We start from the raw sequence: 26,790 nt of genomic DNA on the forward strand, positions 1-26,790 counted from the left end.
TGGGCGTCTGCGGGAGGGGAACGTTTGGCGTGGTTGGATGCGAGGAACATAGGCGCCGGCATCGAGAGCGAGCACGCAAATGGTTGAGGCGAGTTGGGTTGGGTGAATTCCAACTGAATTTGGCTTGTGTGTGGGCAATCGGCTTTCGTAGGGTCGCGGCAGGATCGCGCAATTCGTTTTGCGTTGGTCTGTGAAGTCGTTCCTCCCGCATTTCCCGCTCGAGCTGATACCCGCTTGGCTGATCGGTTCCAACCTTTCGACACATTGCCTCGTCCTTCGCGTGAAACACATTCACCCGTGGCGAGGTTGGCTGCTGCGCCATGTCGACTGAATTGGTCGGTGCTCACCGCATGGATTGGTGCGGTGATTTGCGTGTTGCTGAGCCTTTCGCCGGCGTCGGCCCAGCAAGTTGCGGAACCTTCGGTGTACGAAGTCACCGATGTTTCACGGACGTTGCAGTTGTCCGGAGATGTCGTGAACCGTTGGCATCAAGGTGATCGAGAGTTCACGTTGATGCGTGGCAACGTGGTATTGAAATACGAAGGCAAGCGATACCAAGCCGCCTCGATCTTCGTCGCCTTGTCCGGCAAGCAAAAAGAATTGACGGCTAGCCTGTTGATGGATCGCGTGACGCTGGGGCCGGGCCAGACAACCACTCAGCCGATCGTGCGGACCGTCAAATTGGAGTCGGTGCCGATCGTCAGAGCCGAACAGTATCGCGGACGCGCTGAGATTTCACCGGCATGGTGGGCGAAAATGGGCATCCGCCCGGACACTCCCAGCCAACCCACGCAGTCCGGTCAACTCGGCTCGGGATCGCCCCCGCCGGATTCTCAGTACATCCAACCCGTTCAGTATCTTGAGCCGGTGATGGGAGAGCCCAATTTGCCGTCGGGCGGTTTGGTGCTCGATCCTCCCATGGTTTCCAACCAGCCACCTCCGGTGCAAAGTTTTCAACCTCCGATAGCGCAGACTCCTCCGTCTGTGACCACGACGCCAAGCGTCACGGGGCTTGGGGGATCGCCCTTCATCGTCGCAGGTGGCACGCGAGCGATCAGCATTACATCTCGCGGGTCGAATACGCCCGCGGATCTGCAATACATCAATCGTCCCGGTACAAACGAATCGGTGGCGATCGGCCGTGGTGGGATCACCGTGACCGTCCAAGACGTTTCGGCTCGTTTGCCGAGCGGCGAAATCATGCCACTCGGCACGGTGTCGTTGTCAGCCAATCGGATCGTCGCTTGGATGCCTCGACTGAGTGACGTCTTTCAAGGGATCCAGGATTTCAAATCCAACGACGGAGAGATTTATCTCGAAGGCGACATCGTGTTCCAGCAAGGTGACAGGGTCATCTACGCCGAATCGATGTACTACAACGTCACCCAAGAAGTCGGCATGGTGTTGGATGCTGAGACGATCACAACGATTCCTGAATACGCGGGGACGGTGCGATTGAAAGCGGAGGTGATGCAACAGATCAATCGCGGCAACTTCACCGCCATCGACGCCGCAGTCACCAGCAGTCGTATGGGTGTGCCTCGTTACTGGTTGCAAAGCAATCGTTTGGAACTGACCCAGCGATCCATCGTGCGTGCCGATCCGATCACGGGACAACCGATCGCGGATAGCGAACCGATCATCACCAGCGGCGGCAACTTCGTCTATCTGGGCGGCGTGCCCGTGCTGGCTTGGCCGAGGTTCACAACACCGCTTCGAAAGCCGACGTTTTATTTGACCGGTGCGGATGTTCGGAACGACGACATCTTTGGCACGCAGGTTTTGTTGGAATGGGATCTGTTCCAATTGCTCGGGTTCACGAACCCTCCCGATGGCGTCGAAACCATTCTGCTGACCGATTACTTGAGCGAACGCGGTCCCGCGGTGGGGACTCGAACAACGTACGCGCTGCCCAGCTTGTTCGGATTTGGCGGGCCGGCATCGGGAAACTACGACAGCTACATCATCAAAGACGACGGATTGGATGTCCTCGGACAAGGCCGTCGTGACCTGCAGCCTGAAGAAACCTATCGCGGTCGAGCGACATTGCAGCATCGACATCACTTGGCCGGCGATTGGGAATTCATCGCCGAGGTGGGCTATTTGAGTGATCGCAATTTCCTAGAACAGTATTTCGAGTCGGAGTGGGATCAAAACGCCGATCATCGGACTGGATTGCGATTCCGTAAGTATGCCGGTTCGCAGATGTTGGACATCGCGGCGAACTTCCAAGTCAACGATTTCTTCATGGAAACCGAAGAGCTGCCAACGATCGAGCACTACGCTCTCGGCGGATCCATTTTCGCGGACACGCTGACTTGGTCGATGCACAACGAGATCGGGTACAAGCATTTGCAAGTGGCCGATGCTCCAGAGGATCCGGTGATCGCCGCGGGCACGTTCACGTTGCCGGGTGAGCTGGACCGCGAAGGTGTGGTGACACGAACACGGCAGGAAATATCGGCACCGATCGATGCTGGTCCGGTCAAGGTGATTCCGTTCGCGATTGGTGAAGCGGCACACTACGGCGAAGGGACCAACGGCGACGACGTGACACGGTTGTGGGGCGGTGGCGGTCTGCGTTTGAACCTGCCCATGTCGCGAGTCGATCCAACGATCCAAAGTTCCCTGCTGAATATTCGCGGATTGGCTCACAAGATCGATTGGTCGGCGGAGTACTTCTATGCCGACAGCGACACGGACATGGATGAGCTGCCCTACTACGATCCGCTCGATGACAACGCCCAAGAAGAGTTTCGACGCGTGTTCACCGGGACCTTGTTTGGAGGCACACTGCCGCCGGAGTTCGATCCAAGAAATTATGCGTTTCGTCAGGGCATTCAGCGCAACGTGACCAGTCCGAGCGACACAGTCGTCGATGACCTGCAGCAGTTGCGTTTGGGAATGAAGCATCGTTTCCAAACCAAACGAGGGCTGCCGGGACGTGAACGGATTGTCGATCTGTTCCGGTTTGACATGGAAACGATTTTGTATCCGAAGGAAGATCGCGACAACTTTGGTGAGACGCTTGGCCCGACGATGTTTGACGCTCAGTACAACATCGGTGATCGCTTCACGTTGCTGAGCGATGGCTACATTGACTTCTTCGACAATGGCCTGCGTTCGATTAGTGCCGGGTTCCGCACCAGCCGTCCCGGTTTGGGAGATTTGTATGTTGGTGTGCTGTCGATGGAAGGTCCAATCAGCAGCACGGTTCTGCGAACTAGTTTGGACTACCGATTGAATCACAAATGGATCGTTTCAGCTGGAAACGTGTATGACTTTGGCGAGACCGGCAACGTTGGTCAGACGCTTGGTTTGACACGTGTCGGCGAATCGTTCTTGGTCCAGTTGGCGGCCAACGTCGATGCTGGACGCGACAACACAAGCATCGGATTCATGGTCGAACCTCGCTTCCTGCCATCCACCCGGCTTGGTCGCTTGGGCGGTCAGTTGATTCCGCCGCCTGGCGTCGAAGGGTTGGAGTGATGGCTCCGAAACCGGGATCTTGGGCCGCGAAATTTCGTTGTGCCACGCTCGGGGTTTGGTTCGCGTTTGGTGGACAAAGCAGCTTCTGGGTTCATCTGCCAGTCACCGCGGCGGTGATCGCCATTGCCGCTTGGCTACATTTGGAGCCGGTTCAATGGGCCGTTTTGATTCTCGCGATCGGCGGCGTGATGACGGCGGAGTTGCTCAACACGTCGATTGAGTTGCTGGTCTCGGTTGTGCACCCGCAGCATCACCCACGAATCGGACAGGCACTCGATATCGCAGCGGGGGCTGTTTTGGTGATGAGCCTGGCTGCTGCGGCGGTCGGATTGATCGTGTTGCTGCCGCCGCTATACGGCCGCTTGTTCGGTGTCTGAATCGCTCGTGCTGGCTTCTTCGAGGCTCTCTTGGACTTCGCGGCCGGCGGTCCAGTAAAAGATCGTCCCGATGATCGCCATCACGACTTTGACCAGTTCAAACGCCAAGGCGACCAAGGTTCCTGATGCGTCCGTCGTTGTCGCGGGAACGATGTGGTACAGCGTTTCGATGGTCACTTCCAAGACACCGACACCGGCGGGAGTCAGCGGCAATGCCGACATCAGCATGCCGATTGGGACGATGACAAAGTGTTCGGCCAAGGTTGGCGGCAGGTCGTACATCGAGACCGCAATCAGATACATGCTGATCACCAGCAGTCCTTGTACGACAACACTCATCACAAGCGACGATGCAAACGCCCAGGGGTGATGATGGAACATCCGTAGCGGCGGGCCGACGTGCTTGATCAGCGAACCGACCATGGGAAGTTTCTCGCCACGTTGCAGCAGCGTGTCGACGAACTTGCCACCGAAGACCAGCATCGCCAGGATGGCCGAGCCGACCGAAAGCAACACGATGGTGATGACCTTGATGTCATCGATTGTGATGCCATTGAATTCGAACGGGTCTTGTGACTGATGAAGCAGCAGACCACCGGAGACGAGCAACAGCAGGCCGTATAAACCCGCCCCTCGGTCAACGACCACGGAGGCGACGGCGGCAATGCGTTTTCCCGGTGAACGTCTGGCGAGGAACACCGCCTTGAATAGGTCTCCGCCCACGCTGCCGGCCGAGACAAAACTCAGCAGAAAGCAAATCGAACTCAAACGCATCGCTTCCAATAGGCTGAGTGGGATGCCTTGGCAGCGAACCAAAACCCACCAACGGACAAACGAAACCAGCAGCGCGCAAATCGCAACCGCGAGCGCACCAACCAACAAAGGCATGTTGATGGATCGGGCCGTCAGGTCATCCCACTGAGCAGGTTCGATGCGGCTGAGCAGAAACCAAATGATGGCGACTGGAACCGCGAATTTGACCAGGATGATCGCGTAGCGTTGAAAGTGTTCGGGCATGCCGGCAAGAATAATTCGAGGTGAACGCTTCGGATAGGCGATGCGTTCTCGTTTCAGGAATGCCCCGGTGTGTTCTGCAAATCTTGGTCGGAGATCGCCGTTTTTGAAGTCGACGCATGCCTGTCGTCGACTTGATCAGAATCGCCAGTTCCATTTGGAGTTTCGGGGTGATCGGCGACCGCATAGACCGCCAAAGCGGTTGTTTTGCCTTTGACCATCTGCTCGGGCAACGCGGTCGCGGGAAAGGACTCCGGCAACATCGCTCGCGTGCACTGCGTGATCAGCAGGGAGTGGCCCAGCGGCTTCGTCAGCGATTCGACTCGCGAGGCGATGTTCACCGTGTCGCCAATCGCGGTGTATTCCTGGCGTTTGGGGGAACCGATGCAGCCCACCACGGCCGGCCCGGTGTTGATGCCAATTCCAATTGCGAAATCTTCCCAACCGGCATCTTGCATCATGGTTTTCTTGTTCGCCATCGACGCCGCCAGTTCTTGGCCCGCCGCGACTGCTTTGGCGCCGTGATCGATGGCACTGCCGCCGACACCAAAGATCGCCATGAAGCCATCGCCCAAGAACTTGTTCACCATGCCGCCGTGAGATTCGATGACTTCCACCGCTTCTTGGAAAAACACGTTCAGTGCTTGAACGACTTGCGTCGGTGAGAGCTTGGATGATTGGCGGGTGAAATTGCGGACGTCGACGAACATCACCGAGATGACTTGTTCGCTGCCGTTGAGGCCATCGCTTTGGTTCATGATCTGTTTGGCGGCTTCGCGGCCGACATGACGACCAAAAGTCTCCTGCAGTTTCTGGCGATGCTGCAATCCGTCGACCATCCGGTTGAATCGTTCGATCAAGTGCCCAAAGTCGTCGCTGCGAAGAAGCTTGACGCGGACGTCCAGGTTCCCTCGAGCGACGCTGGATGCCGCGCGTTGCAACTGCATCACAGGAGCGGTGACCCATCGGCCGAGCATCCAACTGGTGATCAGCCCAAACGCGATCGCAACAACTCCGACGGTGACGCCAAACATCGGTGACAAGTTGGCTGCGTCGGGCACGATCAACAGCATCACCAGCGAGATCACGGGACAGACAACCGCGGAGAAAGCCCACAGGATTCCGCGGGCTCGGATGCTGAGCGGAACCGCGCCGGGAACGTTGGCTGGATTGCTGTCTTGGAAGAAGACGGGAAATAGTGTGGCTTGAGCGGTGAGTTCGACGGCGAAAAAACTCTGCGTGACCGCGATCAGGGACGCGATCACAAACGAGGTGATCAAGTGCCAAACGACCAACCCAGACAAGGGTTCACCCGCGGATGCGATTGCGAGTGGGAAGATGGGGATGCAGGACAGCCACCCGATCGCGGCGACCAACAAAAACCACCACGGCAAATGGATCACTCGTCGACGGGCAGCGGCGAGGGTTTCTGGGGCGACTGGTTGATGATCCAAAAGAGCCCGGTGGACTCGACGCAGTTGCCAGAGTGGAACGACGTAACAGGCGATCGCCACCGGATACACGAACAGGTTGAAAACCTGCCAGCAGGCATGAAATCGGTCCATTTGAGCCGGCGACAGCAGCGGCTGAATCTGCGTTTGGTTGTAGAGAATGTTGAAGACGCTGCCGATCACATTCGCGACGATCGGCGAGACCCCGACGAGAAACATCGCGTGACATTGAGCCCAGGTCCAGCGGCGAGGCGATTCGGCGGGTGGTGGCGACATCGGGCGTTTCAACGCGAAATGGACGGGCAATCTGGGCAGGTTGCTGGTGGACGTCGGCAGTGTAGCGTTTCTTTGCCAGCCCCTCATAATTGGGTGCATGAATTGCTATGGTGGAGATCCTGAGATCGAATCCAATCGATTTCCTATCATTCGTCCTTCCACGAGGTGCTCCATGTCCGTTTTGAATCGGTGTGTTCTCAATCGTTGTGTCGTCACTTTGGCCCTGCCAGCGTTCCTGTTCGTCGCTGTCGCGTGCCAAACCAACGTTCAAGCTCAAGACGCCGCCACGGCGAAACCTGTCACGGTGGATGTCTTTGGTGCGGGAACATTGGAAGTGCCCGAATCGTTTAAGAAAACGACCCCTCGCAGCCGGATCGTCGAGCACGAATTCGCGGTCAAAGACGGTGAAGGCGACGATGCACCGTCAGCTCGCATCACGATGATGGCAGCGGGTGGAGACGTCAAAGCCAACCTGGATCGATGGAAGAATCAATTCAGCGGCTCGAACAAGAAAGTCGCTGAGACCGAAGTGAAGAAGGAAGGTGATTGGGAAACGCACGTAATCGAAGTCTCGGGCACCTTCACCGAAACCATGGGCGGCGGACCGTTCTCCGGCGGGCGAAAGGTCCAACGCGAAAATTACAAGATGATGGGGGCGATCTTGGTGCACCCAGAGGGCCGCAAGTACTTCGTGAAGATGTATGGCCCCATCGCTTTGATCGAATCGAACCGCGATCTTTTCAAGAAGATGATTGCTTCGATCGACGAGTGAAAACGTTTGACTTGACGTGTCGTTCTTGATCGCAGCGACACTTTTGACCCCCCGGCTCTTTTGGTCGTTCCTTTCGGACATTGATCCTTTGAACACGCAAAGTTTTTTGGAACATCACGGCATCGCTCGCAACCCGTTCGCGGAGGAGGATGCGCAGACCGACCCGGTGTTCAAGCAGCACTGCATCCAAAATGCGTACCACCCTGCTTGGGACAAGGTGTATGGGGACCCAACCGAGCCGGCGACGGCGATCATCTTTGGGCCAAAGGGCAGCGGCAAAACCGCGATGCGATTGCAGGTCGATCGGCATCTGGTGCATTTCAATGCCCAGAACCCGGACGGCCGCGTTTACATCATTCGATATGACGACTTCAATCCGTTCCTGGATCACTTCTGCGAACGATTGGGACGCCGGGCGTCTCGCAAGCCTGAGAAGGCTCTCGATGCGTGGCGTTTATGGGATCACATGGATGCGATCTTGTGTTTGGGAGTGACCGAACTGGTCGACCAGGTATTGTTGGAAAGCGATACGCATCGTCCAAAAGCTGACAACGGCAATCGAATCGACACAGCCAAACTCTCCAAGCTCGATCGCAACGACGCTCGCGATTTGTTGCTGCTGGCGGCTTCCTACGATCAATCGACCTCGTCGACATTTTCGGGGCGGTTTGAGCAACTGCGCAAGCGATTGGGGTACGCAAACTGGACTTCGTCGCTGGATTTCTGGTTCGCGATCGTTTGGTGCGTGCTGGTTGTGGGAGTGTTCGGTTGGTTGTTTTGGGCCTCCGTTGATGACGAAGGTGTGCGGACATGGAATTGGCTCTGGTTCATTCCGGTGCTGTGCTTCTTTGGCAAACTGCCGTATCTGATTCGTTGGTGCCGCAACCAATTCGCCGCGATGGGAATTCATCGCCACATGCGGGTTGGAAAACGAGAGACGTCATCGGTTCGCAAGGTCCTGATGCAGTTCCCGGCAAAGGAACTCGCCAGCCAGCCGTTGCCGCGTTACGACCGAACCGACGACCGCTATGAGTTGCTTCGGAAGTTTCAATCGCTGCTGGGGCGGTTGGGTTTCGACGGCGTGATCGTTTTGATGGACCGAGTCGATGAGCCTCACATGACGGGTGGAAAGCCCGCGCTGATGCGTCGTTTTGTGTGGCCACTGCTGGACAACAAATTGCTGAAGCACCCCGGGTTGGGGTTCAAGCTGATGTTGCCCGAAGAGCTTTACCGCGACACCGAACGCGAAACGCGTGAATTTCACGAGCGAGCCCGGTTGGACAAGCAAAACGTCATTCCGGCTTTCTCGTGGACGGGCGAATCGTTGTATGACCTGACGCGTTCACGCATGATTGCGTGCGCGGCGGAGGGAAAGCATCCCGATCCGAAGGAATTGTTCGACGATTCGTTGTCGTATGAGCGGATGCTGACCGCGTTTGAGTCGTTACGAGTGCCCCGGCATTTGTTCCGTTTTTTGTACCGCGTGCTGGCCGAACACTGCAATCAGTTCACTGATGCGGCCCCCAAGTACAAGATCGACGCATCCACGTTCGAAACTTCCTTGGCGGTTTACGTTCGTGAGATGGAACGGGTATGACGCTGGAATGGGAAAAAAGTTAGAATTCGGGTCAGTTTCCTAACCGGATTGATCGATACAATCCGTAAAGTCCACCACTTTTTGCTGGCTCTCTCGCCCGTGCGGTTGCTTACCGGCAAATTCTCACCCTCTTTTCGATTCGACTGAGCTTTCAACTGCCCTTAAGGCAGGCTGAGTCGACCCGCTTGAACGTCCCGAAAGGGCGATTTCGCATCCATGACCACTTCTACGCCGACCACCAACAAAAAAATCGAATCCGTACCGGGGATCACTGTTCGCTTGTGCGGTGACTCGGGTGACGGAATGCAGCTTTTGGGCACGCAGTTGACCAACACCTCGGCGTTGGCAGGCAACGACGTGGCTACCTTCCCCGATTTCCCCGCTGAGATTCGGGCCCCACGGGGCACCCGGGCTGGGGTTTCTGGGTTCCAGGTTCAATTCGCGAGCGAGGCGATCTTCACGCCCGGCGACACCCTGGACGCTTTGGTGGTGATGAACCCCGCGGCCATGGTCACCAACATTGGTGATCTTCGCAAAGGCGGAATCCTGATCGCCAACGAAGACGGTTTCAACGAGAAGGAATACAAACTCGCCAAGGTCGAGAGCAATCCGCTCGAAGCCGACGTGATCGACCAATCTTATCGGGTCGTGAAGGTCGCGATGACCAAGCTGACTCGTGCGGCCGTCGCCGAACACGGTTTGTCGACCAAGATCGCCGATCGCTGCAAGAACTTCTTCGCGATGGGATTGGTGTACTGGTTGTTCGGGCGTTCGCTCGATCCAACGCTGCGATTCATCGAAGCCAAATTTGGCAAGAAGCCAGATGTTGCCGCGGCCAACGTGGCGGCTCTTCGTGCCGGTTGGGCGTACGGTGAAACGACCGAAGAATTCAGCGAAAGCTATCAAGTCGAAGCCGCGGAATTGGAACCGGGCACCTATCGCAACATCATGGGCAACCAAGCCCTGGCGTGGGGTTTGATTGCAGCATCAAAGATCAGCAACAAAGAGATGTTCTACGGAACGTATCCCATCACGCCCGCCTCGGATATTTTGCATGAGCTGACCAAGTTCAAGAACTTTGGCGTTCGCACGTTTCAAGCCGAAGACGAAATCGCCGCGATTGGTGCAACCATCGGAGCAGCGTTTGGCGGCACGATGGCGGTCACCGCCAGCAGTGGTCCTGGTATCGCCCTGAAGGGCGAAGCGATGGGATTGGGCGTGATGTTGGAATTGCCGATGATCGTGATCAACGTTCAACGCGGCGGACCCAGCACCGGATTGCCTACCAAGACCGAGCAAAGCGATTTGTTGCAAGTCATGTTCGGCCGCAACGGGGAAGCTCCGATGCCGGTCCTGGCACCACGTTCGCCCGGCGATTGTTTCGCGATGGCCGTGGAAGCATGGCGGATCGCGACGGAATGCATGGTTCCCGTGATGTTGTTGTCCGATGGTTACATCGCCAACGGCAGTGAGCCATGGAAGATTCCGGACATGGATGAATTGCCAACAATCAGTTGCAGCCATCCGGAAGAACAAACCGGCGATGGTCCATTCTTGCCGTACGCTCGCAACGAGAATCTGGCACGTCCTTGGGCGATTCCTGGAACGCCCGAATTGATGCACCGCGTCGGCGGGTTGGAAAAGGAAGATGGCACGGGCAACGTGTCCTACGATCCTGCCAACCACCAACACATGTGCGACACTCGCGCTGCCAAGGTCGCGAAGATTGCCGAACGGATTCCAGAACAAGATGTCAACGGCGAAACGTCGGGCGATGTCTTGGTGGTTTCTTGGGGCGGAACGTATGGTGCCTGCCACACGGCGGTCAATCGTTGTCGCCAAGCCGGTCACTCGGTGTCCCATGCCCACATTCGCTACGTCAATCCGTTGCCTCGCAACATCGGCACGTTGCTGAAGTCGTTCAAAACGGTCGTCGTGCCGGAATTGAACTCGGGGCAACTGCGAATGCTGCTTCGTGCCGAGTATCTCGTGGACTGCATTGGGATCAACAAAATCCAAGGCAAACCGTTTGCTGTTTCCGAATTGGTGGAAGCCATCAGCAAACACACTTCGACGCATTCACAGAGCAAAGCGGGTTAGGCGTTCGCCAATCTGCTCGCTTTCGTCGTCGTTCAACTTTGCCAAAATCATCCCCACACAATCATTCAATCCTATGAATCTTCCTGTCCTTAAGGCCGCTGACTTCGCCTCCGATCAAGACGTTCGCTGGTGCCCAGGTTGCGGTGACTATTCGATTCTCGCTCAGATGAAAAAGATCCTGCCGGATCTTGGTGTGCCTCGCGAGAAGACTGTGTTCGTCAGCGGCATCGGTTGCAGTAGCCGATTCCCGTATTACATGAACACCTATGGCATGCACAGCATCCACGGTCGTGCACCAACATTTGCGACCGGGCTGAAGTCGACCCGCCCCGATTTGATGGTGTGGGTCATCACCGGTGATGGCGATGCGTTGTCGATCGGTGGCAACCACTTCATCCACTGCTTGCGTCGTAACCTCGACGTCAACATCGTTCTGTTCAACAACCGGATCTATGGTCTGACGAAGGGGCAGTACAGCCCAACCAGCACCGAAGGTCAGGTCACCAAGAGCACGCCAATGGGTGCGATCGATCACCCACTGAGTCCTCTGTCCGTGGCATTGGCCGCTGAAGCCACGTTTGTGGCACGTAGCATCGATGCACACGTCCAGCACTTGGGCAAAACGCTCAAGGCGGCTGCCGAGCACAAAGGAACATCACTCGTTGAGGTTTATCAAAACTGCAACGTGTTCAACGATGGGGCGATGGCTTACGCACAAGAACGCAAACAGCGTGCGGACAACGTGATCGAATTGGAGCACGGCAAGCCGTTGATCTTTGGTGCCGAACGCGACAAGGGTATTCGCTTGGTCGGCAGCCATCTCGAAGTCGTCAACACCGCTGACGTCCCAGCCGATGATTTGTTGATTCATGATGCACATGATCCGAATCCATCGATCCAAATGATGTTGGCACGCATGCGATATCCCGACATGCCAGAACCAATCGGTGTTCTGCGCAGTGTTGCTGGAGTGGCGACGTACAACGATCAAATCAACGAGCAAGTCACGCAAGCCAAAGCGGCACGCGGCGAAGGCGATCTGTCTAAGCTGTTCCGTAGCGGCGATACATGGGAGGTTACAGCCTGATGTCTCGAGGAAAAACTTTCGACAACATTGCCCGCGCAATCGGTGAAACCCCGATGGTGCAGATCAATCGCTTGGTGCCTTCGGGTGACGCGACGGTCTTCGCCAAGTGCGAGTTCTTTCAACCGCTCAACAGCGTGAAGGACCGTATCGGCGTGGCGATGATCGAAGCCGGGGAACGTGATGGAAGCATCAATCCCGAAACGCACATCATCGAACCCACCAGTGGCAACACCGGAATCGCACTCGCGTTTGTTTGTGCTGCAAAAGGCTACAAACTGACGCTCACGATGCCCGAATCGATGTCGGTCGAACGCCGCGCGTTGCTGCGAGCGATGGGAGCCAACTTGGTTTTGACGCCGGCTGGTGACGGGATGAAGGGAGCGATCACAACGGCTCAAGAGTTGGTCAACCAAACCGACAACTCGTTTATGCCACAGCAATTCGAAAACCCATCGAACCCTGCGATCCACGAAGCGACCACCGGCCCTGAAATTTGGGCTGACACGGATGGCAAGATCGATGCGATCGTTGCCGGTGTTGGAACGGGTGGAACGATCACCGGTGTGGCCCGTTTCCTGAAGAAACAAAACCCAGACTTCAAAGCATTCGCGGTCGAACCAAAACATTCGCCCGTGATCAGTGGCGGCTCGCCCGGCAAGCACCGAATTCAAGGAATTGGAGCAGGTTTCATTCCCGGAAACTTGGACACGTCAATCATCGATGACGTTGTCCAGGTCGATGACGAAGATGCTTTCGAATGGGGGCGTCAGCTTGCCAAGCAAGAAGGCATCGTCGCGGGGATCAGTAGCGGTGCGAACATGTGGGCGGCTGCTCAGATTGCTGCGCGACCCGAGATGAAGGGCAAGCGTATTGTCACCGTGATGTGCAGCTTAGGTGAACGTTATCTCAGCACGCCGCTGTTTGGTGACCTAGGTTTGTAGTGGTGTTTATGTCTGAAAACTGGTAGGCAACATGAAAGCTTTCGAATCCACGCGGATTTTCTTTGACCAAGCCGCGGATCGTCTAGAAATTGATCCGGATCTTCGAGAAGCTTTGTTGATGCCTCAGCGTGAGGTGCAGGTCCAAGTGACCATCCGTCTTGATGACGGTCGTCTCGCGAATTACATCGGATTTCGAGTTCAGCACGATCACAGTCGTGGCCCCATGAAGGGCGGTTTGCGGTTCCATCCCGAAGTCGACTTGGACGAGACTCGCGCTTTGGCGAGTTTGATGACCTGGAAAACCGCCGTCGTTGATCTGCCATATGGCGGCGCGAAAGGTGGCATCGGAATTGATCCGAGTCAAATGTCGTCGGCAGAAATTGAACGCCTTACCAGAGCGTTCGTCGATCAGATTCATGATATCGTCGGTCCCGATACCGACATTCCTGCACCGGACATGGGAACGGATCACCAAGTGATGGCTTGGTTCCGGAACCAGTGGGAAAAGTACCACGGTTTTCATCCCGCTGTGATCACGGGAAAGCCCGTTGAAGAATACGGAGCAAAAGGGCGTGAGGAAGCGACCGGTCGTGGGGTCGGAACTTTGACAGTCAAGCTATCCAAGCGTTTGGGAATGGATGCTGCAAAGACTCGAGTTGCCATCCAGGGTTTCGGGAATGTGGGGTCACATGCCGCCAAGTTTTTGCACGACGCTCAGTTTCCGATTGTGGCGGTCTCGGACATCTCAGGTACCTATTACAACGCCGAAGGATTGAATATCCCTGAGCTTCTGCGACACAAATTTGCGCACCCGAAGGGATTGCTAGAAGGTTTCGAACGCGCCGAGCATCTGCCGCTCGATGCGTTGCTGAAACTCGATCATGTTGAGGTGTTGATCCCGGCTGCCCTGGGCGGTGTGATCACGCAAAAGAACGCTCAGGACATCAACGCAAAAGTGATTGTTGAAGCAGCGAATGGACCTGTGGATCCAGATGCCGACGCGGCACTTCACGATCGTGGTGTCACGATCCTGCCGGACATTCTCGCGAATGCCGGCGGTGTAACGGTCAGTTACTTCGAGTGGGTTCAAAACCGACAGCACTACCGATGGCCGCTGGACCGTGTGCGTCAAGAACTTGATCACACGATGAACGAAGCCTTTGAAAGCGTTTGGCAGATGGCGGCTCAGCACGAAGTGTCGCTCCGAACGGCTGCCTACATGATCGGAATCTCGAGAGTTCGTCGTGCGACGGAACTCGCCGGCTTGGCTTGATCAGGTCCCTGCCGAACGTTCGCGAAGAGTGCTTCGCGAAACGTTCCGGTCGGCTGGCTATGAGATTGACGTCAGCGAAATCGGAAGAATGGCATCGCGTTGGAGGTGATGGGTCGAAACACACCCTGAGTGAACGCAGTGCTCACTCCGATGTGACTTCGTTTGCCGGCGGGGCTTCTTCGACTGGCTGAACGAAGAGCATCACCTCGGGTTCATCTGCATCGACCTCCAGACTGGGATCCGCTGGTGGTGCCATCGCATCGTATCCCGCTTCCTCAGGGACTTGTCCTTCGGGAGGCGGAATCAACTTGAATTCGAAATGATTGCTGCCCTGCTTCACGGTCACGCGAGTCAGGTCGAGGACCGCTCCGTTTGCAATCTTGGGTCGTTCAATCTCCAGCATTTCTGCCGGAGATATATCAGCCGCCAATTTGCCCGGCGTCAGTTCATAGCGAATGTCGTGAGTACCAATCTTCGCCCCGGGGACATTTGCTAGGTAGATCGCTTCGAATTGCCCACTGTCGTTCGTGAAGGCCAGCGATGGACGCCCGCCGGAGACAGGGTGAAATTCGATTGCCATGTTCGGGACCGGCACACCATCATGAAAGACTGTGCCGGTCACTTGCCCCAGCTTTGACGATGGTTGTGGTTCACAACCAATCGTCATTAGCAGGCACGATCCAATCGCAATTCGCAGAAGAATCATCCAGCAACAAACTCAAAGTTGATTTCGTTGCTGCCGTCGACAACTTCGACTTCGCTTGGTTCGATCTTTGTCTTCCCACCCATGTCGGGCTTCTTGGAAGTTGGAATGAACTCAGCGTCCGGGCTTGCCGGCATAGGAGCGGCAGGACCGTTGATCTCGTAGCGAATGGAATGTTTGCCGACGAGAGCTCCGTCAGTGTCGGCGGTGAACATCGCACTGTAGCGACCTTCACTGTCCGTCACCGCCATGGATGGTCGCCCACCCTCAGTGGGAACAAACTCAAGTGCGACACCTTCAACAGGTTTTCCGTCTTGGGTAACCATCCCCGTGACTTCGCCGATGGGTGGAAGCTCAGGGCCACATCCCGTGATAAAAGTGAGTGCGGCGAGCGTCGCCGTTCCGGTTAGAAGTCTCGATAACCCATTCATTAAATTAGATTCCTTGGTAGATCTTGATTGGAGCTTAGTCGGGGCGGTTTAGAATTCATATTGGTAGACGAAACGGTCGTTGCGTCCGTTCATCGCCATGAAGACGTCGTCGAAGTCGATGCTGTCGGTGATGAACTTGACCGCACCATCACCCATCGTGAACATCGCACCACCGACGTGGTTGGAACGGAAGCCGTTGTGTAGCGTGTAGCCATACAATTGGGTGTAGTTGCCGGAGTAGATGCTGTTAATGGGCCAACGTGGAACAGTGATGTTGGCGGTCCAACCCAACCAACCGTGTTGCGAGGGGCCAGCGTTCCATGCTCCACCTGCGTGGCTACTTGGGCGGCTATCGGTGCGAGTCTTGTCAGCGTGAGGCATTTCAGCGGAGTGTTCGCCGATCGCGATTGTTTGGCTGGTTCCGTCGAGAATGCTGGCAAACTTTGGGTTGCGGTACTTGGAGTTGTTGATGCCGATGATGCCAGCGTCTTGCATCCAGCCGTAGCCGGTCCAAACGTTACGCGAGCCGTCGCCGCGAGCCCCCGGCTGCCATCCAGCTTCGCCTTGGCGAACACCTGGTGTGTAGTAGTAGCCGGCAACGCCTACGTAGTCGACAATTTGAGTCTTGTAAGTGGCAGGTGCACCGATCGCGGTGGTGTCACCATTTGCGTTGTTGTCGCGATAGTTCTGCATTGGGTTCGACGGGCAATTGAAGCCGGGAACGATTGCGTCGTCGAGAACTTCCCAGTTTCGGTTTACCCGATCTTGGGTGCTGAAGTCGGTGTCAACGAAGGTGAGCTTCTCATACAGAGGCGACTGTTCCATTTGTGGAAGAATCTGCACGAGCCACGAAGCTCCTCGATACGGTGAACCGGTCGTCGTTTGTGAGCCAATGTTGGCTGGGAACATGTTGAATGTGCTGTGGTAGTTGTGGATGGCCAGTCCCAACTGCTTCATGTTGTTGGAACACTGCATGCGGCGTGCAGCTTCGCGGGCCGATTGAACGGCGGGAAGCAGCAGGCCAACCATCACGCCAATGATGGCGATGACGACGAGCAGTTCGACGAGGGTGAAGCCGGAACTTCTGGATAAACGAGTGGAGTCAGAACGACGCATTGCTTTTAATTTCCATGTGCATGTGCGAATGAATTGGTGGTGTGACTTGATGCAGGTGGCTGCAGCTAAAAGTGACACCGGTGATGCACATTGGCATAACGCAAGCAATAGGCCAGAACTTGCCATTGGGAAATCGAACACCTAGTCCTGCTGGGGTTTCGAGAGAGCTTAGGGGGGAGAACTTCACCGAAGCAGGTTTGTGTGGCCGGGAGAAATTGGCAGTGAAATAATAAAATTCTGGAAAAATCTGAAAGGCTTCCGAATGTTGGGTATACGATTTGCCCCTCTTTGGGGAGGGGGTTCGTAATCTGCGTGTCCGATTGTTGAGCATGTGTGCTTAAGTTCTGGGCGATTCAGCTGTTGGTTGCTGAGCATTGCACACGAGATTGCAGAGTGTGCAGAAGCTGCGGAATCTGACGAAGAATTCAGACGCAGTTGGCTTGACGATTGTCGGATTTGGCCGTCAATCTGGATTGATGTCGGGGTAAACGCCGTTAGGTGATCTTTGCATCCTTTGCCGGGCGGTCCGATAAGGCAAAGGATTCGGCCGTGCGACCCCGGGAAATCTTGAGCCACGAACAACGATTTCGCGGTAGCTGATCCTACCGCTGATGCAGTTTCGAATCGTTTTCAACGACCAAGTAACGGCGGCCGGTCGCGACGTCTCGGAAGGTTTGAGTGACGCCGCTGGGCCACTGAACTTTGATTTCGTCTACAGCATCGCAATCCGCTAAGCCAAAATCGAGCACGGCTTCGTCGGTTGACAGATAACCGTCGCCCGCGGTGACCCAATCCACCAAGCTGCCGTGTGCCGCTTTGATCGTAACTCGGGCTCCGATCGCGTCTCGTTCGCTCTGCACGCCGATCAATTCCAACTGCAGCCCTTTGCCATTTGTGTTCGCATCGAGTTCTAGCAACGCGGCCGGGCGATCTAGGTGGGTGACAACCAAATCGACTCGTCCATCTCGGTTCCAGTCCAGCTTCGCAAGTCCGCGGCCCAAGTAATCTCCATCGAAGTAGTCGGATGCCTCGGTGACAACCGCTCGTTCGAACCGATCCTTGCGGCTGTGAATGAGCAGAGGTTTCTGCCGGAAGGGTTCGTCCAGATGGCTTTGGTCAAAGATGTGACCGTTGGTCGTCATCACATCCAGCCATCCGTCCCGATCAATGTCGAGACTCTTGGAGCCGAAGCCGACATTGTTCGAGCAGAACTGCGGCAACTGATAACTCGGCGCAACATCGCGAAACGTTCCGCCTTCGGTCTGCAGAAACAGATTGTCGTATTCGTTGATGAAATTGCTAACGTGCATGTCGAATCGACCGTCTCGGTTGAAATCACCCGTGGCGATCCCCATACAGGCCGTCGAGAGGCCGAAGCGTCCGCTGGCGACTCCTTGAATGCTGGCGATGTCTTTCCAGCTACCATCCTCCGACGTTAGCAAATGGTTCGGACGAGCGTCGTTGCCAACGAAAACTTCGTTCCCGGCGCGGCCGTCGATGTCGGTGATCACGATGCCCAATCCGGTGCCCGTCTTCGCGATTGATTCGTCAATTTCGTAGCCGATGAAATCGCCGCGTCCGTTGCCACGATACCAGTGATCCGATTGCGGAAGCTGACTGAGTGGACCTTGCAGCAACTCTCGTCCCTGCGAATCGAATTGCGGTGGGTCGAACGCTTCTTCGAGTTGGATGTAGTTGACTTCGAACAGGTCAGGCAACGCATCGCGATTGATGTCTGCGATCGCCATCGATGACGTGAAGCGTTTGCCTTGTCCGCGCATCTGATCGGTTGCATCGCGAAAGGTTCCATCGCCGCAATTGATGAAGAGCCGATTGCGACCGATGTTTGCGACCAGCAGATCGGGCCATCCATCTTGGTTAACGTCGCCAACGCTGATGCCCTGCGAGTACCCAAGCTCGGCGCACTTGCTTTGCCGTTCGACGGATTCAAACCGTTGGCCAAGGTTGCGGAAGAGTTGATTTGGCCGGGTCCCGCGTAGTTCAGGCGGATCACCGGAACCCTGGGCAAAATACAAGTCTGGGTTACCGTCAGCGTCGTAGTCGATCACGCCGACACCACCTCCCAGCGATTCATACAGAGCAATGGAGGATAGGTCGACTTCTTCGCCTTGGTACCACTGGAATTCCAATCCCATCTCGGACGCGACATCTCGGACACTTATCTCGACATTCGCATTGGCCGTAGAAGACCAGCTCAATTGTTCGTTTCCACTCGTGCCCGTCGTCGCGAGCGGTTGCAGATCAAATTGCGAGGGCGCAAGGTTGAACATCGCGTCTTCCGCCATCATTTGACGCAGACCAGACACTCCGCGAAGCCTTTGTCGTTGCTGATTTATCTGAGTCAGTTGCCTGGACGCGGTCGTTGGAACGCTCAGCTCGGCCCATCGAAGCGATTCAAGTGGCCGCCCCAGTTCGAGCAATTGGCCACTGATCTTCTCTGCCAATTCTTTGTTGCCAGGATCGCGTCCCAGCGACTTCAGTGTCTCGCGTGATTCGTTGACGATGGCGGCTCTCGCCTCGAAAGCTTCGCTGCGTTCGTCTTGCTGAAGAGCTTTGAATGATTGTTGAATCCGTTGATATGTGACGAGGTCAGCGGTATTGCGCCGAAGTGCTTGCAGGAGTGCGTGAATGGCGGACTCGTACCGACCGTGATCGAAGTGGTGGCTTCCTACGGCAAACCAGTAGTCGTCATAGACTTCCCAAGATGGCTTCTTCGACGAATGCCATTTCAAGAAATCGTCATCGGCTTGGAGTTCAGCTAACACGCGGCCAAGCAAGGCTTTCGCGGACGCGACATTGACGGGTGGATTGGATGAATTGTCAGCGAGTGATGTTTCCAACTCTTCCCTCGCGTTGCGAAATTCACCGATTGAAAAGTAATACCGGGCCCGTCCTTCACCGGGTGCGAATTGGCCGGAAAGTTGCGATGTCTGTTCAGTCTCGGACCCAGTGAACCTTCGCGGATACGATTGGCCGCGGAAAATGAGCGACTCCAGATGGTCAGTGTTTGCTTGCCCTCGATCGGTCAGCAAGTCCGCCACCTGGGCTGCCTCAAACGTCCGTCCATGCCTGATGAAGTGTTGCCACAAACGGTGGTAACCCTCGGGCTGCGTTGGGTTGGCTGCGATGGATCGCCGCAGAGCTTGTTCGTACCGACGGTGGTCAGCCAGATCCGATGCGGTCTTCATACAGAAGTCGATGACCTCATTTTGTGATGACCATTCGGTTTTAGAAACGGTCTCGGCAAGATCGAGTGCCCGCGAAAGATTTTGACGCTTGGCTTCCACGCGTGCGGCCAACCAAATCGTGTTCACGTCGTCAGGTCGAGCGATCATCAACGAACGCAGCAAGTTAGATGCGAGGTCGTAGTCGCCACTTTCAAAAGCAGCCTTAGCATCGCTCAACGGATCTTCTACTTGGTTGTTCTTTTGAGAGTTTGGGTCGCTCGAACGCGTTGCAACCGGCTCGGAAGGACTGCAGCCGATTGTCAGAGTCAATCCAGCGATGATGCATACCCACCCCAGCCACGTTGACTTGTTTTTCACGCCGTGAGTTGGGCAACCGTGAGTCTGCATCGACGGGACTTTCATCAAGAAAACTTGCTCCGTACTTTGTTGGTTTCATTGTTGTCGCCTCGTGTGCTTTCCTGCGAGCGACCGGATCGGCGAGGGTTGCAATTATCAGGTGCCAAATAAAAAACGCTCCCCGACGAACGAGGAGCGTTTTGTTGTTTAATCGTGCCCGATGGAGCTAGACCTTGGCTGCACTCATGGGCCCTTTGGCCTCATCGGCGTCGCGTTTTTCCTTTGGGGTTGGTTCGACGACTCGGTTTTCGTTGCTCGAACAACCGGCTGCGAAACCAAAGGAACTTAAAAGGAGACAGCAAATCAGATATCGAAAGATTTTCAAAGGGGACATAGTTAAATGGTGATTCGGAAGTAATTGAAAGTGAAACATGGATACTGGATTCCAACTAGAATTCTTCCCCGATCACTTCTCGACTGGCACGAGTGCCAAGCGAACCCCAAAGTCCATACGGGCTCGCGTTGCCAGGTGCACGCACCCCAGTCAGCTTCGCGGTGCTAAAGGAAACAAAATTGACTGTGCCCGCAGTTGAATCACCAGCCTCAATGCTGTCGGTAATAAACTTCACCGCGCCGTCGGCCATTACAACGTGGCAGCCACCAGGGTGCCGACTGCTAGGTGGGAACAAACCGGGATACAGAGTATGTCCGACCCAGCAAGCTTCGCGGTTGGGGGGCAGAATGGTTTGGAACCCAGTGTGAGCGGGGTAGAACGTCGCCCAGGAAGAACCACGGAAATGCACGCTGTCAGCTCCTTCGAGCGAAGGCGCTGTTCCACCATCCGAACCGTTGGACCAAAACTGAGGTCGTTCGGGACTGACCCATTGCTGGCACAAGCTTGGGTTGCCTGGCACTCCCGAAGAATCGGTGTTGCCGCCAGCGTTCAAGGCAGGCTGCGTCCGTTTGTCTCGATCGCCCAACGATGTCGCGATCTCGCCGAGGGCGATGGTGTTAGATAGACCATCCAAAATGTCCCGGAACTTGTGGGTGTAGCGAAGGCCAAATGCTCCTCGGTCGGTCCCTCGGGAGATCGTTCCATATACGCTGGAAACGTTAAAGTTGTTGTCGTACGGTCCATTAATCTGGAAGTGGTTGATGGAGTCACCAAGGTTGACTGCATAGTTGGTGCGTGCACGGCCAGGAGATCCGCTGACACCTGGATCGCTGGGGCAACGAAACGCAACAATCTCTGTCATATAGGGGATGTAGGCATCACCGCTCCAGTTATAGGCCGGGGTCGGCCCCATGGCAGGATATGGCAAAGGTGCCGTGTCCGCAGGTGGGCTGGCACCGTCAATATCAACATTCATGGGGTTGCTGATTTGCTCCCAGAGCCCCTGCTGCTCCATGAACGGCAACATGCCGACAAATGCCGAAAGACTAGCGTTGTTGTACTGTCGCGAGCCATTGAAAATCCCGGCTCCCGCCTGGGTGGTTCCAGCACCTTGAGTGGGGAGTTGGTTGTAGGCGCTGTGGTAGTTGTGCATCGCCAAACCGAGTTGCTTCATGTTGTTCCCACAACTCATGCGGCGCGCGGCTTCGCGAGCTGCTTGAACAGCGGGGAGCAGAAGCCCAACCAGCACACCGATGATGGCGATGACCACCAAGAGTTCGACTAGTGTGAAGCCACGACGACTTCGATTTGAGAGGACGGACGAGTGGACCATTGAGTGATATTCCATACTGCGAGTTCGGTAATATTCCTTGCATTCACCTGCTGCCTGGTCTGGCAGCTGGCGAAAGAACGTATGGAGCTGCGGCATCGCAATAAGGAGGCCAAAGACGATTGAGTCTTCTTGGCCCCACGCTGGGCTTTCGTTTCTTTTTCTTTCTTGGGGCGAACTATCTCACCGAAGCGGATTGCTGTGGCTCTGATCATGCGACATTAATTTTCCGATTATTTTGAAAGTTCACTTTGTTGGACCAACAACGGGGTTTTCAATGACTCCCTAGTGGACGGGCGAAAAACCTATGGTTGCATCGAAAGCGAGCGAGGCTGCACAATTGTTGGGCGTTTCCTGTCGGAATCACTTCGTGGCATCACCTGCCATTGAGGATTTGCTCTATCGATGTGCCTAAGTAGCTCTCTGCACCCGAGCATGCGGATTTTGCAAATGCGCGCAGCCGATCGTTAGGCTTCATCAACAGTCCAGCGCGAAGTCGCCATGGGAGACGATTCCCCCTTAGTGGTGTTTTGAGCCTGTGTTGTACTGCCCTAAATGCCCATTGGTTGTGCAGTGCAACTTCCAAGCAAAGTGCAACTCACATCACCATTGCGAAAGAGTCTTAGGCGGATTCGCTCAGTGGGGGTTCGGACCGATTTGAAGGAGGGGGCTCTGGCAAATACCTAAACGGCGAATACGATTGGATTGTCTTTTGGTCGAATTCACACCGTAGCCATTTGGCGACGATCAGCCTGTGATGCCCAAGCCGGTCATGGTGCCGGTGCTTGTCGCGAACTGGTCGACTTCCATGCCATGCTGCTGCAGCAGTGAGACATAGAAGTTTGGCAGTGGGTAGTTGTTCTTGCGGTCAAAGGCCAAGTGGCCGCCATGCTTGAATCCGCCACCAGCGATCAACACGGGCATGTTTCGATTGTCGTGGTTGGACGAGTTGCCGAGGTTGCTGGTGAGGAACACGGTGGTGTCGTCCAACAGGTTGCCATGCGAATTGCCGTGCTGGCCAAGTCCGCGAAGGAATTCGCCCCACTGACCAATCATGGCTTCTTCGACGAGTGCGAGCTGTTCCAGCTTTGTTTCGTCGCGGCCGTGGTGGCTGAGTGAGTGGTAGCCTTCTTCAACGCCGTCGACCGGAACAACACCGCCGCTGCCGGGCAAGTGCAGCGTGACGTAGCGCGTCGAGTCGGTTTGCAAGGCCAAGGATACGACATCGCACATCGTTTTCATTCGAGCGATGAGGTCATTGGGATTTCGAATATCGACCGGTGCACTCGCTTCCACGGAGGGCTTTGGCATCTCGGCCCACTTTTGTGATTGCTGCATGCGTTGTTCAAGTTGGCGAACGCTGGTGAAGTACGCGTCCAAACGGTCGCGGTCGCCGCTTCCCAAATCACGTTGCAGCGACTTTGCATCCTCGGCCACGATGTCCATGATGCTGCGTCCTTGGCGGACTCGGTCGGCCTGTTTTTCGCGTTCTGCCGGTGAGCTGTTCACGAACAGTTCCGCGAACAACTGCGACGCGGAAGTGATCGGCGGGATCATCGCTCCGCTTTCGGTGTAACACGGACTGGTCGAGCCTCCAGTGCTGCACACCAACGATGGGAAGCGAGTCTTATGGCCTTTGTGTTTGGCGAGGTACTGATCGATGGAGATTGTGTTGTTGACGGCACCGGACGAGCCCATCGGCGTCGCAGTCAAAATGCTGGCTTCGGCACGGTGACCACCATTGACCCCTGGGTGCGACGAACCTGAGACGACCGTCACCTTTTCGCGAAGATCTTGCAGTGCCTTCAGGTAGCGAGAAGGTTGGTAGTTCATGCCCTCGCCCTCGGGGACTAAGTTCTCGGGGAGCAATCCCAAGCCAACCGTCATGGCGACAAATCGTTTGGCGCGGCCCGACTCTTCGCCGCTGTCGTTGTCAGCGAATGAAGGCCGCATTGCAGACAAGAACGGCAGTCCCATCGCGACGCCGGAGCCTCGCAAAAGGGTGCGGCGTTTGAGTGGACTTCGCGAATGAAGGTTGCTGCGTTTCATGATTGATTCTCGAAGGCGGGGCGTTTGGCGGGATGGTTCGAAGCGGTGAATGAACGCTTCGCTTGGAAGGCTCGGTTTGGTTTATCGGGTTGGCTTGGCTTGCGGGTCAGTCTGGCTTACTTGGAAAGAAACAAATCGCTTTGGATGACTTCGTCCAGAATCGACCGAAAGCCGAACTCGTTGTCCTTGGTGCTGGAGACAATCTCTTCGATTCGATCACGATCGGCAAACTGGATCGTTTGTCCGGTGCCGTAGGTCACCAAGTGCGACGCCACGTTGGCGGCCAAGCGTTCGTCTTTCTTCGCGATCAGGTTTCGAAAAGTGACGAAAGAGTCGAATGTTGACCCATCGGGCATTTCAAAACTCGGATCGACAGCGGGACCGGGTTTGTAGGCGTTGCCGCGTTTCTGCATGTAGCGTTCACGCCATCGGCCACCGGCGTCGAAGTTTTCGAGCGCGAAGCCGGGCGGGTCAATGTTTTGATGGCATGCTGCGCAAGACACGTCGGCTTGGTGTTTGGCCAGCAATTCACGAATGGTTTTCGCACCACGGATGTCTGGTTCCACAGCGGGAACGTTTTCGGGCGGGGAAGGGATTTCGATTCCGAGAATCCGTTCGGATACCCAAATGCCACGCAAAACCGGGGACGTATCGTTGCCCGCGGCGGTGACCTTGAGGATCGAACCGTGGCTCAGCAGCCCACCGCGAGGCGACTCTGGATCGACTCGAACCAGTTTGGTTTGGTCATCCAAATCGGCAATGTCAGCTTCCGATTCGGTCAGCCCGTAGTACCGAGCCAACCGCGTGTTGAGGAAGGTGTAGTCGGCGCCGACCAGTTCACCAACCGGGCGATCTTCGTCCAGAAGACGCTGCAGAAAATGGTGTGTCTCATCCAGCATGGCCGCCTGCACGGTCGGATCGAAATCGCGAAACAACCGTCGGTCTGGTTCCGTGAAGTCGATGTCGAGAAGATCCAACCATTGGTTTGAAAAGTCGACCAGGAAATATTGTCCGCGTCGGGTTTGCAGCAGACGATCGGTTTGGAGTGTCAGTTCCTCCGCGTCACGGAGCAAACCTTGGTCGGCTGCTTTTCGCAGTTCTTCATCGGGCATCGAACCGGTCAGGAAATAGCTCAGTCGCGATGCGATCGCCCAATCATCCAGTTGCCCGGATTCATCCGCGAATTCGGTCAGATACAAAAAACGAGGTGAACACAGCACGGCTCGGTAGCCGGCCCGCAAGGCATCGATGAAGGTCGCGCCGCTTTGTCGTTCTTCTTCCGCGAGTTGCAATATGGATTCGATGGTCGATGCATCGGTTGGACGACGGAACGCGAGATCAGCAAAGCGAACAATTGCCGCTCGCAGTTCGTTTCGATCTCGTTTCTCATTGAACTTGTCGACGTCGACTTCCGAACGATTGAGTTCGCGGTTGTAGCGAAGCGGAAGTTTGCCAAGCAGACGTTCGCGTGATTCTTTGCGGTTGCCGCCGGGGTAGATGCGTTTCATCTTCAGCGAGTGCATCGCCACGCCGGGAATGTCTTGGTCTTCGCCTTCTCCAAAGCCGACTTGGCCGCCCTGGAAGCGTCCTTGTTTCAGCGTTCGATCGGCGGGACGGACTTCCAGCATGTGTCCTTTGGGAAGCCACGTTTGGTAGGTCATTGTCTTGGGCTCGGCTTCGGCTTCAAAGCTCCCGACCCACGACAGCAGCGGAGCCCCTGAATTGCATTCGCCACTGCGGACGCTGCACCAAACGCCGTGTTCCTTTGGCATCTTTAGACCGGACGCTGTGAGAGTGATCTCATACCAACCGTCTTCGGGAACTCGTGTGGATGAGATGCGACCGTAGAAGATCATTCCGGATGACCAGACGACAGCCAGCCCCTTGCGCATTTCGGGGTCACGGTTTCGTCGGCCCTTGGGTTTGTTGGCAATCTTCTTGGGAGGCATGTCGATTTCCCAATCCGATGTCGGCTCCAGCACTTTTGAAAACGCCGCATCGAGTGCCGCGTCGACGACTTTTAGGTGCGTGTTCAATTGAAAGTGCGACATGGATTGTGCGGAGGCCAAGTGAACGTAGCCTCCAACCCGCTGCTCTGGAGGCATCAGGTCTTCCAGCGGCAATTCGACTCGCAGTAGATCCTGGAGCGTGCGAGACAGTTGTTCGTTGCTCAGCCGGCGGCCTCGAACACGTCCGTTGCGTCGTTGTTGGTCGAGCTGATAGGTCCGCAATTGATGGCGGAGTGGCTCGGTGAAATCGCGAGCCGTTTCTGCGTCGAGCTCGATGTCTTCGGGCGGAGGCATCTCGCCCTTTTGGACTCGGTCGTGGATCGAAACCCATTGTTCCAAGTTGTGGGCGTTCGACAGATCGGTCGATACGGAGTGAATGTCGAATCCTCCTTCGCCGCTGGAGCCATCGTGGCAATCGATGCATTGTTCCTGCAGAAACGCGACAGCACTGTCCGCGACCGCCCATTTTTCCTGGGACGTCGGATTGGCAGCGTCGGCGAGGGACGTGGAGAATGATGCGAGGCAGGCAATCCAGGCAAAACCAGCAGCCAGCCGAAGGGGCGAGATCGATAGCATGAACAAGGCACGCAATGTTGGGTGGGAGGGAGGCGGGACGTCGCGGGAACCGGTGATTTGCAGACGCGTTTGGTAGCGAAACGAGCGTGCATGTCAGCGGCGGTGGACGCTAACCGCGATTATAGCGAGTCGTCGGCTGGAAACGAGCGGAATTCGCCGTTCAAATTGTCCGTCCGAGAGTGTCTGGCGGCATCGAACCATTTGGCGTTTTCGGCGTAGCACCGTTTTGCTTTTCTATCGTTTCACCATTTTCTGAATTG

The 26,790-nt window shown here is 55.9% G+C and carries 17 protein-coding genes; 8 read left to right on the top strand and 9 right to left on the bottom strand.

Translation table 11 applies throughout. The features are described 5' to 3' along the window. Nucleotides 1–183: 183 nt before the first annotated feature. Together RE6C_RS23595 and RE6C_RS23600 are read left to right on the top strand one after the other, a co-directional pair. Nucleotides 184–3,489, top strand: coding sequence for an LPS-assembly protein LptD (locus RE6C_RS23595; protein ID WP_008660672.1), 3,306 nt, complete (start codon nucleotides 184–186; stop codon nucleotides 3,487–3,489). Beyond that, entirely contained in the window at nucleotides 3,489–3,866 is a 378-nt protein-coding gene (locus tag RE6C_RS23600) for a diacylglycerol kinase (protein ID WP_008660674.1), read from the top strand. Before RE6C_RS23595 ends, RE6C_RS23600 begins: the two co-directional genes overlap by 1 nt. Here RE6C_RS23600 and RE6C_RS23605 read toward each other — a convergent pair. Beyond that, nucleotides 3,840–4,883, bottom strand: coding sequence for a lysylphosphatidylglycerol synthase transmembrane domain-containing protein (locus RE6C_RS23605; protein WP_008660675.1), 1,044 nt, complete (start codon nucleotides 4,881–4,883; stop codon nucleotides 3,840–3,842). The genes RE6C_RS23600 and RE6C_RS23605 overlap by 27 nt on opposite strands. A 53-nt stretch (nucleotides 4,884–4,936) precedes the next feature. Then, nucleotides 4,937–6,607, bottom strand: coding sequence for an adenylate/guanylate cyclase domain-containing protein (locus tag RE6C_RS23610; protein WP_008660676.1), 1,671 nt, complete (start codon nucleotides 6,605–6,607; stop codon nucleotides 4,937–4,939). Nucleotides 6,608–6,779: 172 nt separating this feature from the next. On the opposite strand from RE6C_RS23610, the gene RE6C_RS23615 reads away from it, so the two are divergent. The 6 genes from RE6C_RS23615 (at nucleotide 6,780) to RE6C_RS23640 (ending at nucleotide 14,377) form a co-directional block, all read left to right on the top strand. Further along, complete coding sequence (locus RE6C_RS23615) at nucleotides 6,780–7,379, top strand: hypothetical protein (protein WP_039963206.1); 600 nt, start codon at nucleotides 6,780–6,782, stop codon at nucleotides 7,377–7,379. Between the two features lie 88 nt (nucleotides 7,380–7,467). Then, nucleotides 7,468–8,976, top strand: coding sequence for a hypothetical protein (locus RE6C_RS23620; RefSeq protein WP_039963208.1), 1,509 nt, complete (start codon nucleotides 7,468–7,470; stop codon nucleotides 8,974–8,976). 216 nt (nucleotides 8,977–9,192) lie between these two features. Then, nucleotides 9,193–11,076, top strand: coding sequence for a 2-oxoacid:acceptor oxidoreductase subunit alpha (locus tag RE6C_RS23625; RefSeq protein WP_039963147.1), 1,884 nt, complete (start codon nucleotides 9,193–9,195; stop codon nucleotides 11,074–11,076). 73 nt (nucleotides 11,077–11,149) lie between these two features. After that, a complete protein-coding gene (locus RE6C_RS23630; RefSeq protein WP_007324151.1) occupies nucleotides 11,150–12,163 on the top strand; it encodes a 2-oxoacid:ferredoxin oxidoreductase subunit beta in 1,014 nt (337 codons plus the stop codon). Continuing rightward, nucleotides 12,145–13,104, top strand: a complete 960-nt coding sequence (gene cysK / locus RE6C_RS23635) for a cysteine synthase A (protein ID WP_008660681.1) — start codon at nucleotides 12,145–12,147, stop codon at nucleotides 13,102–13,104. The genes RE6C_RS23630 and cysK overlap by 19 nt, the downstream gene beginning before the upstream one ends. 31 nt (nucleotides 13,105–13,135) lie before the next feature. After that, nucleotides 13,136–14,377: a Glu/Leu/Phe/Val family dehydrogenase gene (locus tag RE6C_RS23640; protein WP_008660682.1), complete on the top strand. Its 1,242-nt coding sequence runs from the start codon at nucleotides 13,136–13,138 to the stop codon at nucleotides 14,375–14,377. 142 nt (nucleotides 14,378–14,519) lie between these two features. Here the strand turns inward: RE6C_RS23640 and RE6C_RS23645 are convergent, their stop codons facing one another. The 7 genes from RE6C_RS23645 to RE6C_RS23680 all read right to left on the bottom strand — a co-directional run bounded on the left by RE6C_RS23645 (nucleotide 14,520) and on the right by RE6C_RS23680 (nucleotide 26,530). Beyond that, complete coding sequence (locus RE6C_RS23645) at nucleotides 14,520–15,083, bottom strand: carboxypeptidase regulatory-like domain-containing protein (protein WP_008660684.1); 564 nt, start codon at nucleotides 15,081–15,083, stop codon at nucleotides 14,520–14,522. After that, nucleotides 15,080–15,511 carry a carboxypeptidase-like regulatory domain-containing protein gene (locus RE6C_RS23650; RefSeq protein ID WP_008660685.1) on the bottom strand — a complete coding sequence of 144 codons (432 nt, stop codon included), beginning with the start codon at nucleotides 15,509–15,511 and terminating at the stop codon, nucleotides 15,080–15,082. The genes RE6C_RS23645 and RE6C_RS23650 overlap by 4 nt, the downstream gene beginning before the upstream one ends. Nucleotides 15,512–15,559: 48 nt before the next feature. Then, nucleotides 15,560–16,627 (bottom strand): DUF1559 domain-containing protein, encoded by a 1,068-nt coding sequence (locus RE6C_RS23655; RefSeq protein ID WP_008660686.1) that lies wholly within the window; start codon nucleotides 16,625–16,627, stop codon nucleotides 15,560–15,562. A gap of 602 nt (nucleotides 16,628–17,229) precedes the next feature. Further along, the gene (locus tag RE6C_RS23660) at nucleotides 17,230–20,052 is read right to left on the bottom strand and encodes a CRTAC1 family protein (protein ID WP_236618469.1); all 2,823 of its coding nucleotides are present in this window, start codon (nucleotides 20,050–20,052) and stop codon (nucleotides 17,230–17,232) included. A gap of 569 nt (nucleotides 20,053–20,621) precedes the next feature. Further along, the gene (locus RE6C_RS23670) at nucleotides 20,622–21,899 is read right to left on the bottom strand and encodes a DUF1559 domain-containing protein (RefSeq protein ID WP_236618470.1); all 1,278 of its coding nucleotides are present in this window, start codon (nucleotides 21,897–21,899) and stop codon (nucleotides 20,622–20,624) included. A 744-nt stretch (nucleotides 21,900–22,643) separates the two neighbouring features. Beyond that, a complete protein-coding gene (locus tag RE6C_RS23675; protein WP_008660691.1) occupies nucleotides 22,644–23,945 on the bottom strand; it encodes a DUF1552 domain-containing protein in 1,302 nt (433 codons plus the stop codon). Between the two features lie 116 nt (nucleotides 23,946–24,061). Next, a complete protein-coding gene (locus RE6C_RS23680) occupies nucleotides 24,062–26,530 on the bottom strand; it encodes a DUF1592 domain-containing protein (RefSeq protein WP_008660692.1) in 2,469 nt (822 codons plus the stop codon). Nucleotides 26,531–26,790: the final 260 nt, after the last annotated feature.

The sequence above is a fragment of the Rhodopirellula europaea 6C genome, from assembly GCF_000338295.1.
GTDB lineage: Bacteria > Planctomycetota > Planctomycetia > Pirellulales > Pirellulaceae > Rhodopirellula > Rhodopirellula europaea.

Bases quoted from the DNA above. Each gene is read 5' to 3' on its own strand.
- RE6C_RS23600 (WP_008660674.1), top strand. From the start codon at position 3,489: ATGGCTCCGAAACCGGGATCTTGGGCCGCGAAATTTCGTTGTGCCACG.
- RE6C_RS23605 (WP_008660675.1), bottom strand. From the start codon at position 4,883: ATGCCCGAACACTTTCAACGCTACGCGATCATCCTGGTCAAATTCGCG.
- RE6C_RS23610 (WP_008660676.1), bottom strand. From the start codon at position 6,607: ATGTCGCCACCACCCGCCGAATCGCCTCGCCGCTGGACCTGGGCTCAA.
- RE6C_RS23615 (WP_039963206.1), top strand. From the start codon at position 6,780: ATGTCCGTTTTGAATCGGTGTGTTCTCAATCGTTGTGTCGTCACTTTG.
- RE6C_RS23625 (WP_039963147.1), top strand. From the start codon at position 9,193: ATGACCACTTCTACGCCGACCACCAACAAAAAAATCGAATCCGTACCG.
- RE6C_RS23630 (WP_007324151.1), top strand. From the start codon at position 11,150: ATGAATCTTCCTGTCCTTAAGGCCGCTGACTTCGCCTCCGATCAAGAC.
- cysK (WP_008660681.1), top strand. From the start codon at position 12,145: ATGGGAGGTTACAGCCTGATGTCTCGAGGAAAAACTTTCGACAACATT.
- RE6C_RS23640 (WP_008660682.1), top strand. From the start codon at position 13,136: ATGAAAGCTTTCGAATCCACGCGGATTTTCTTTGACCAAGCCGCGGAT.
- RE6C_RS23645 (WP_008660684.1), bottom strand. From the start codon at position 15,083: ATGATTCTTCTGCGAATTGCGATTGGATCGTGCCTGCTAATGACGATT.
- RE6C_RS23650 (WP_008660685.1), bottom strand. From the start codon at position 15,511: ATGAATGGGTTATCGAGACTTCTAACCGGAACGGCGACGCTCGCCGCA.
- RE6C_RS23655 (WP_008660686.1), bottom strand. From the start codon at position 16,627: ATGCGTCGTTCTGACTCCACTCGTTTATCCAGAAGTTCCGGCTTCACC.
- RE6C_RS23670 (WP_236618470.1), bottom strand. From the start codon at position 21,899: ATGGTCCACTCGTCCGTCCTCTCAAATCGAAGTCGTCGTGGCTTCACA.
- RE6C_RS23675 (WP_008660691.1), bottom strand. From the start codon at position 23,945: ATGAAACGCAGCAACCTTCATTCGCGAAGTCCACTCAAACGCCGCACC.
- RE6C_RS23680 (WP_008660692.1), bottom strand. From the start codon at position 26,530: ATGCTATCGATCTCGCCCCTTCGGCTGGCTGCTGGTTTTGCCTGGATT.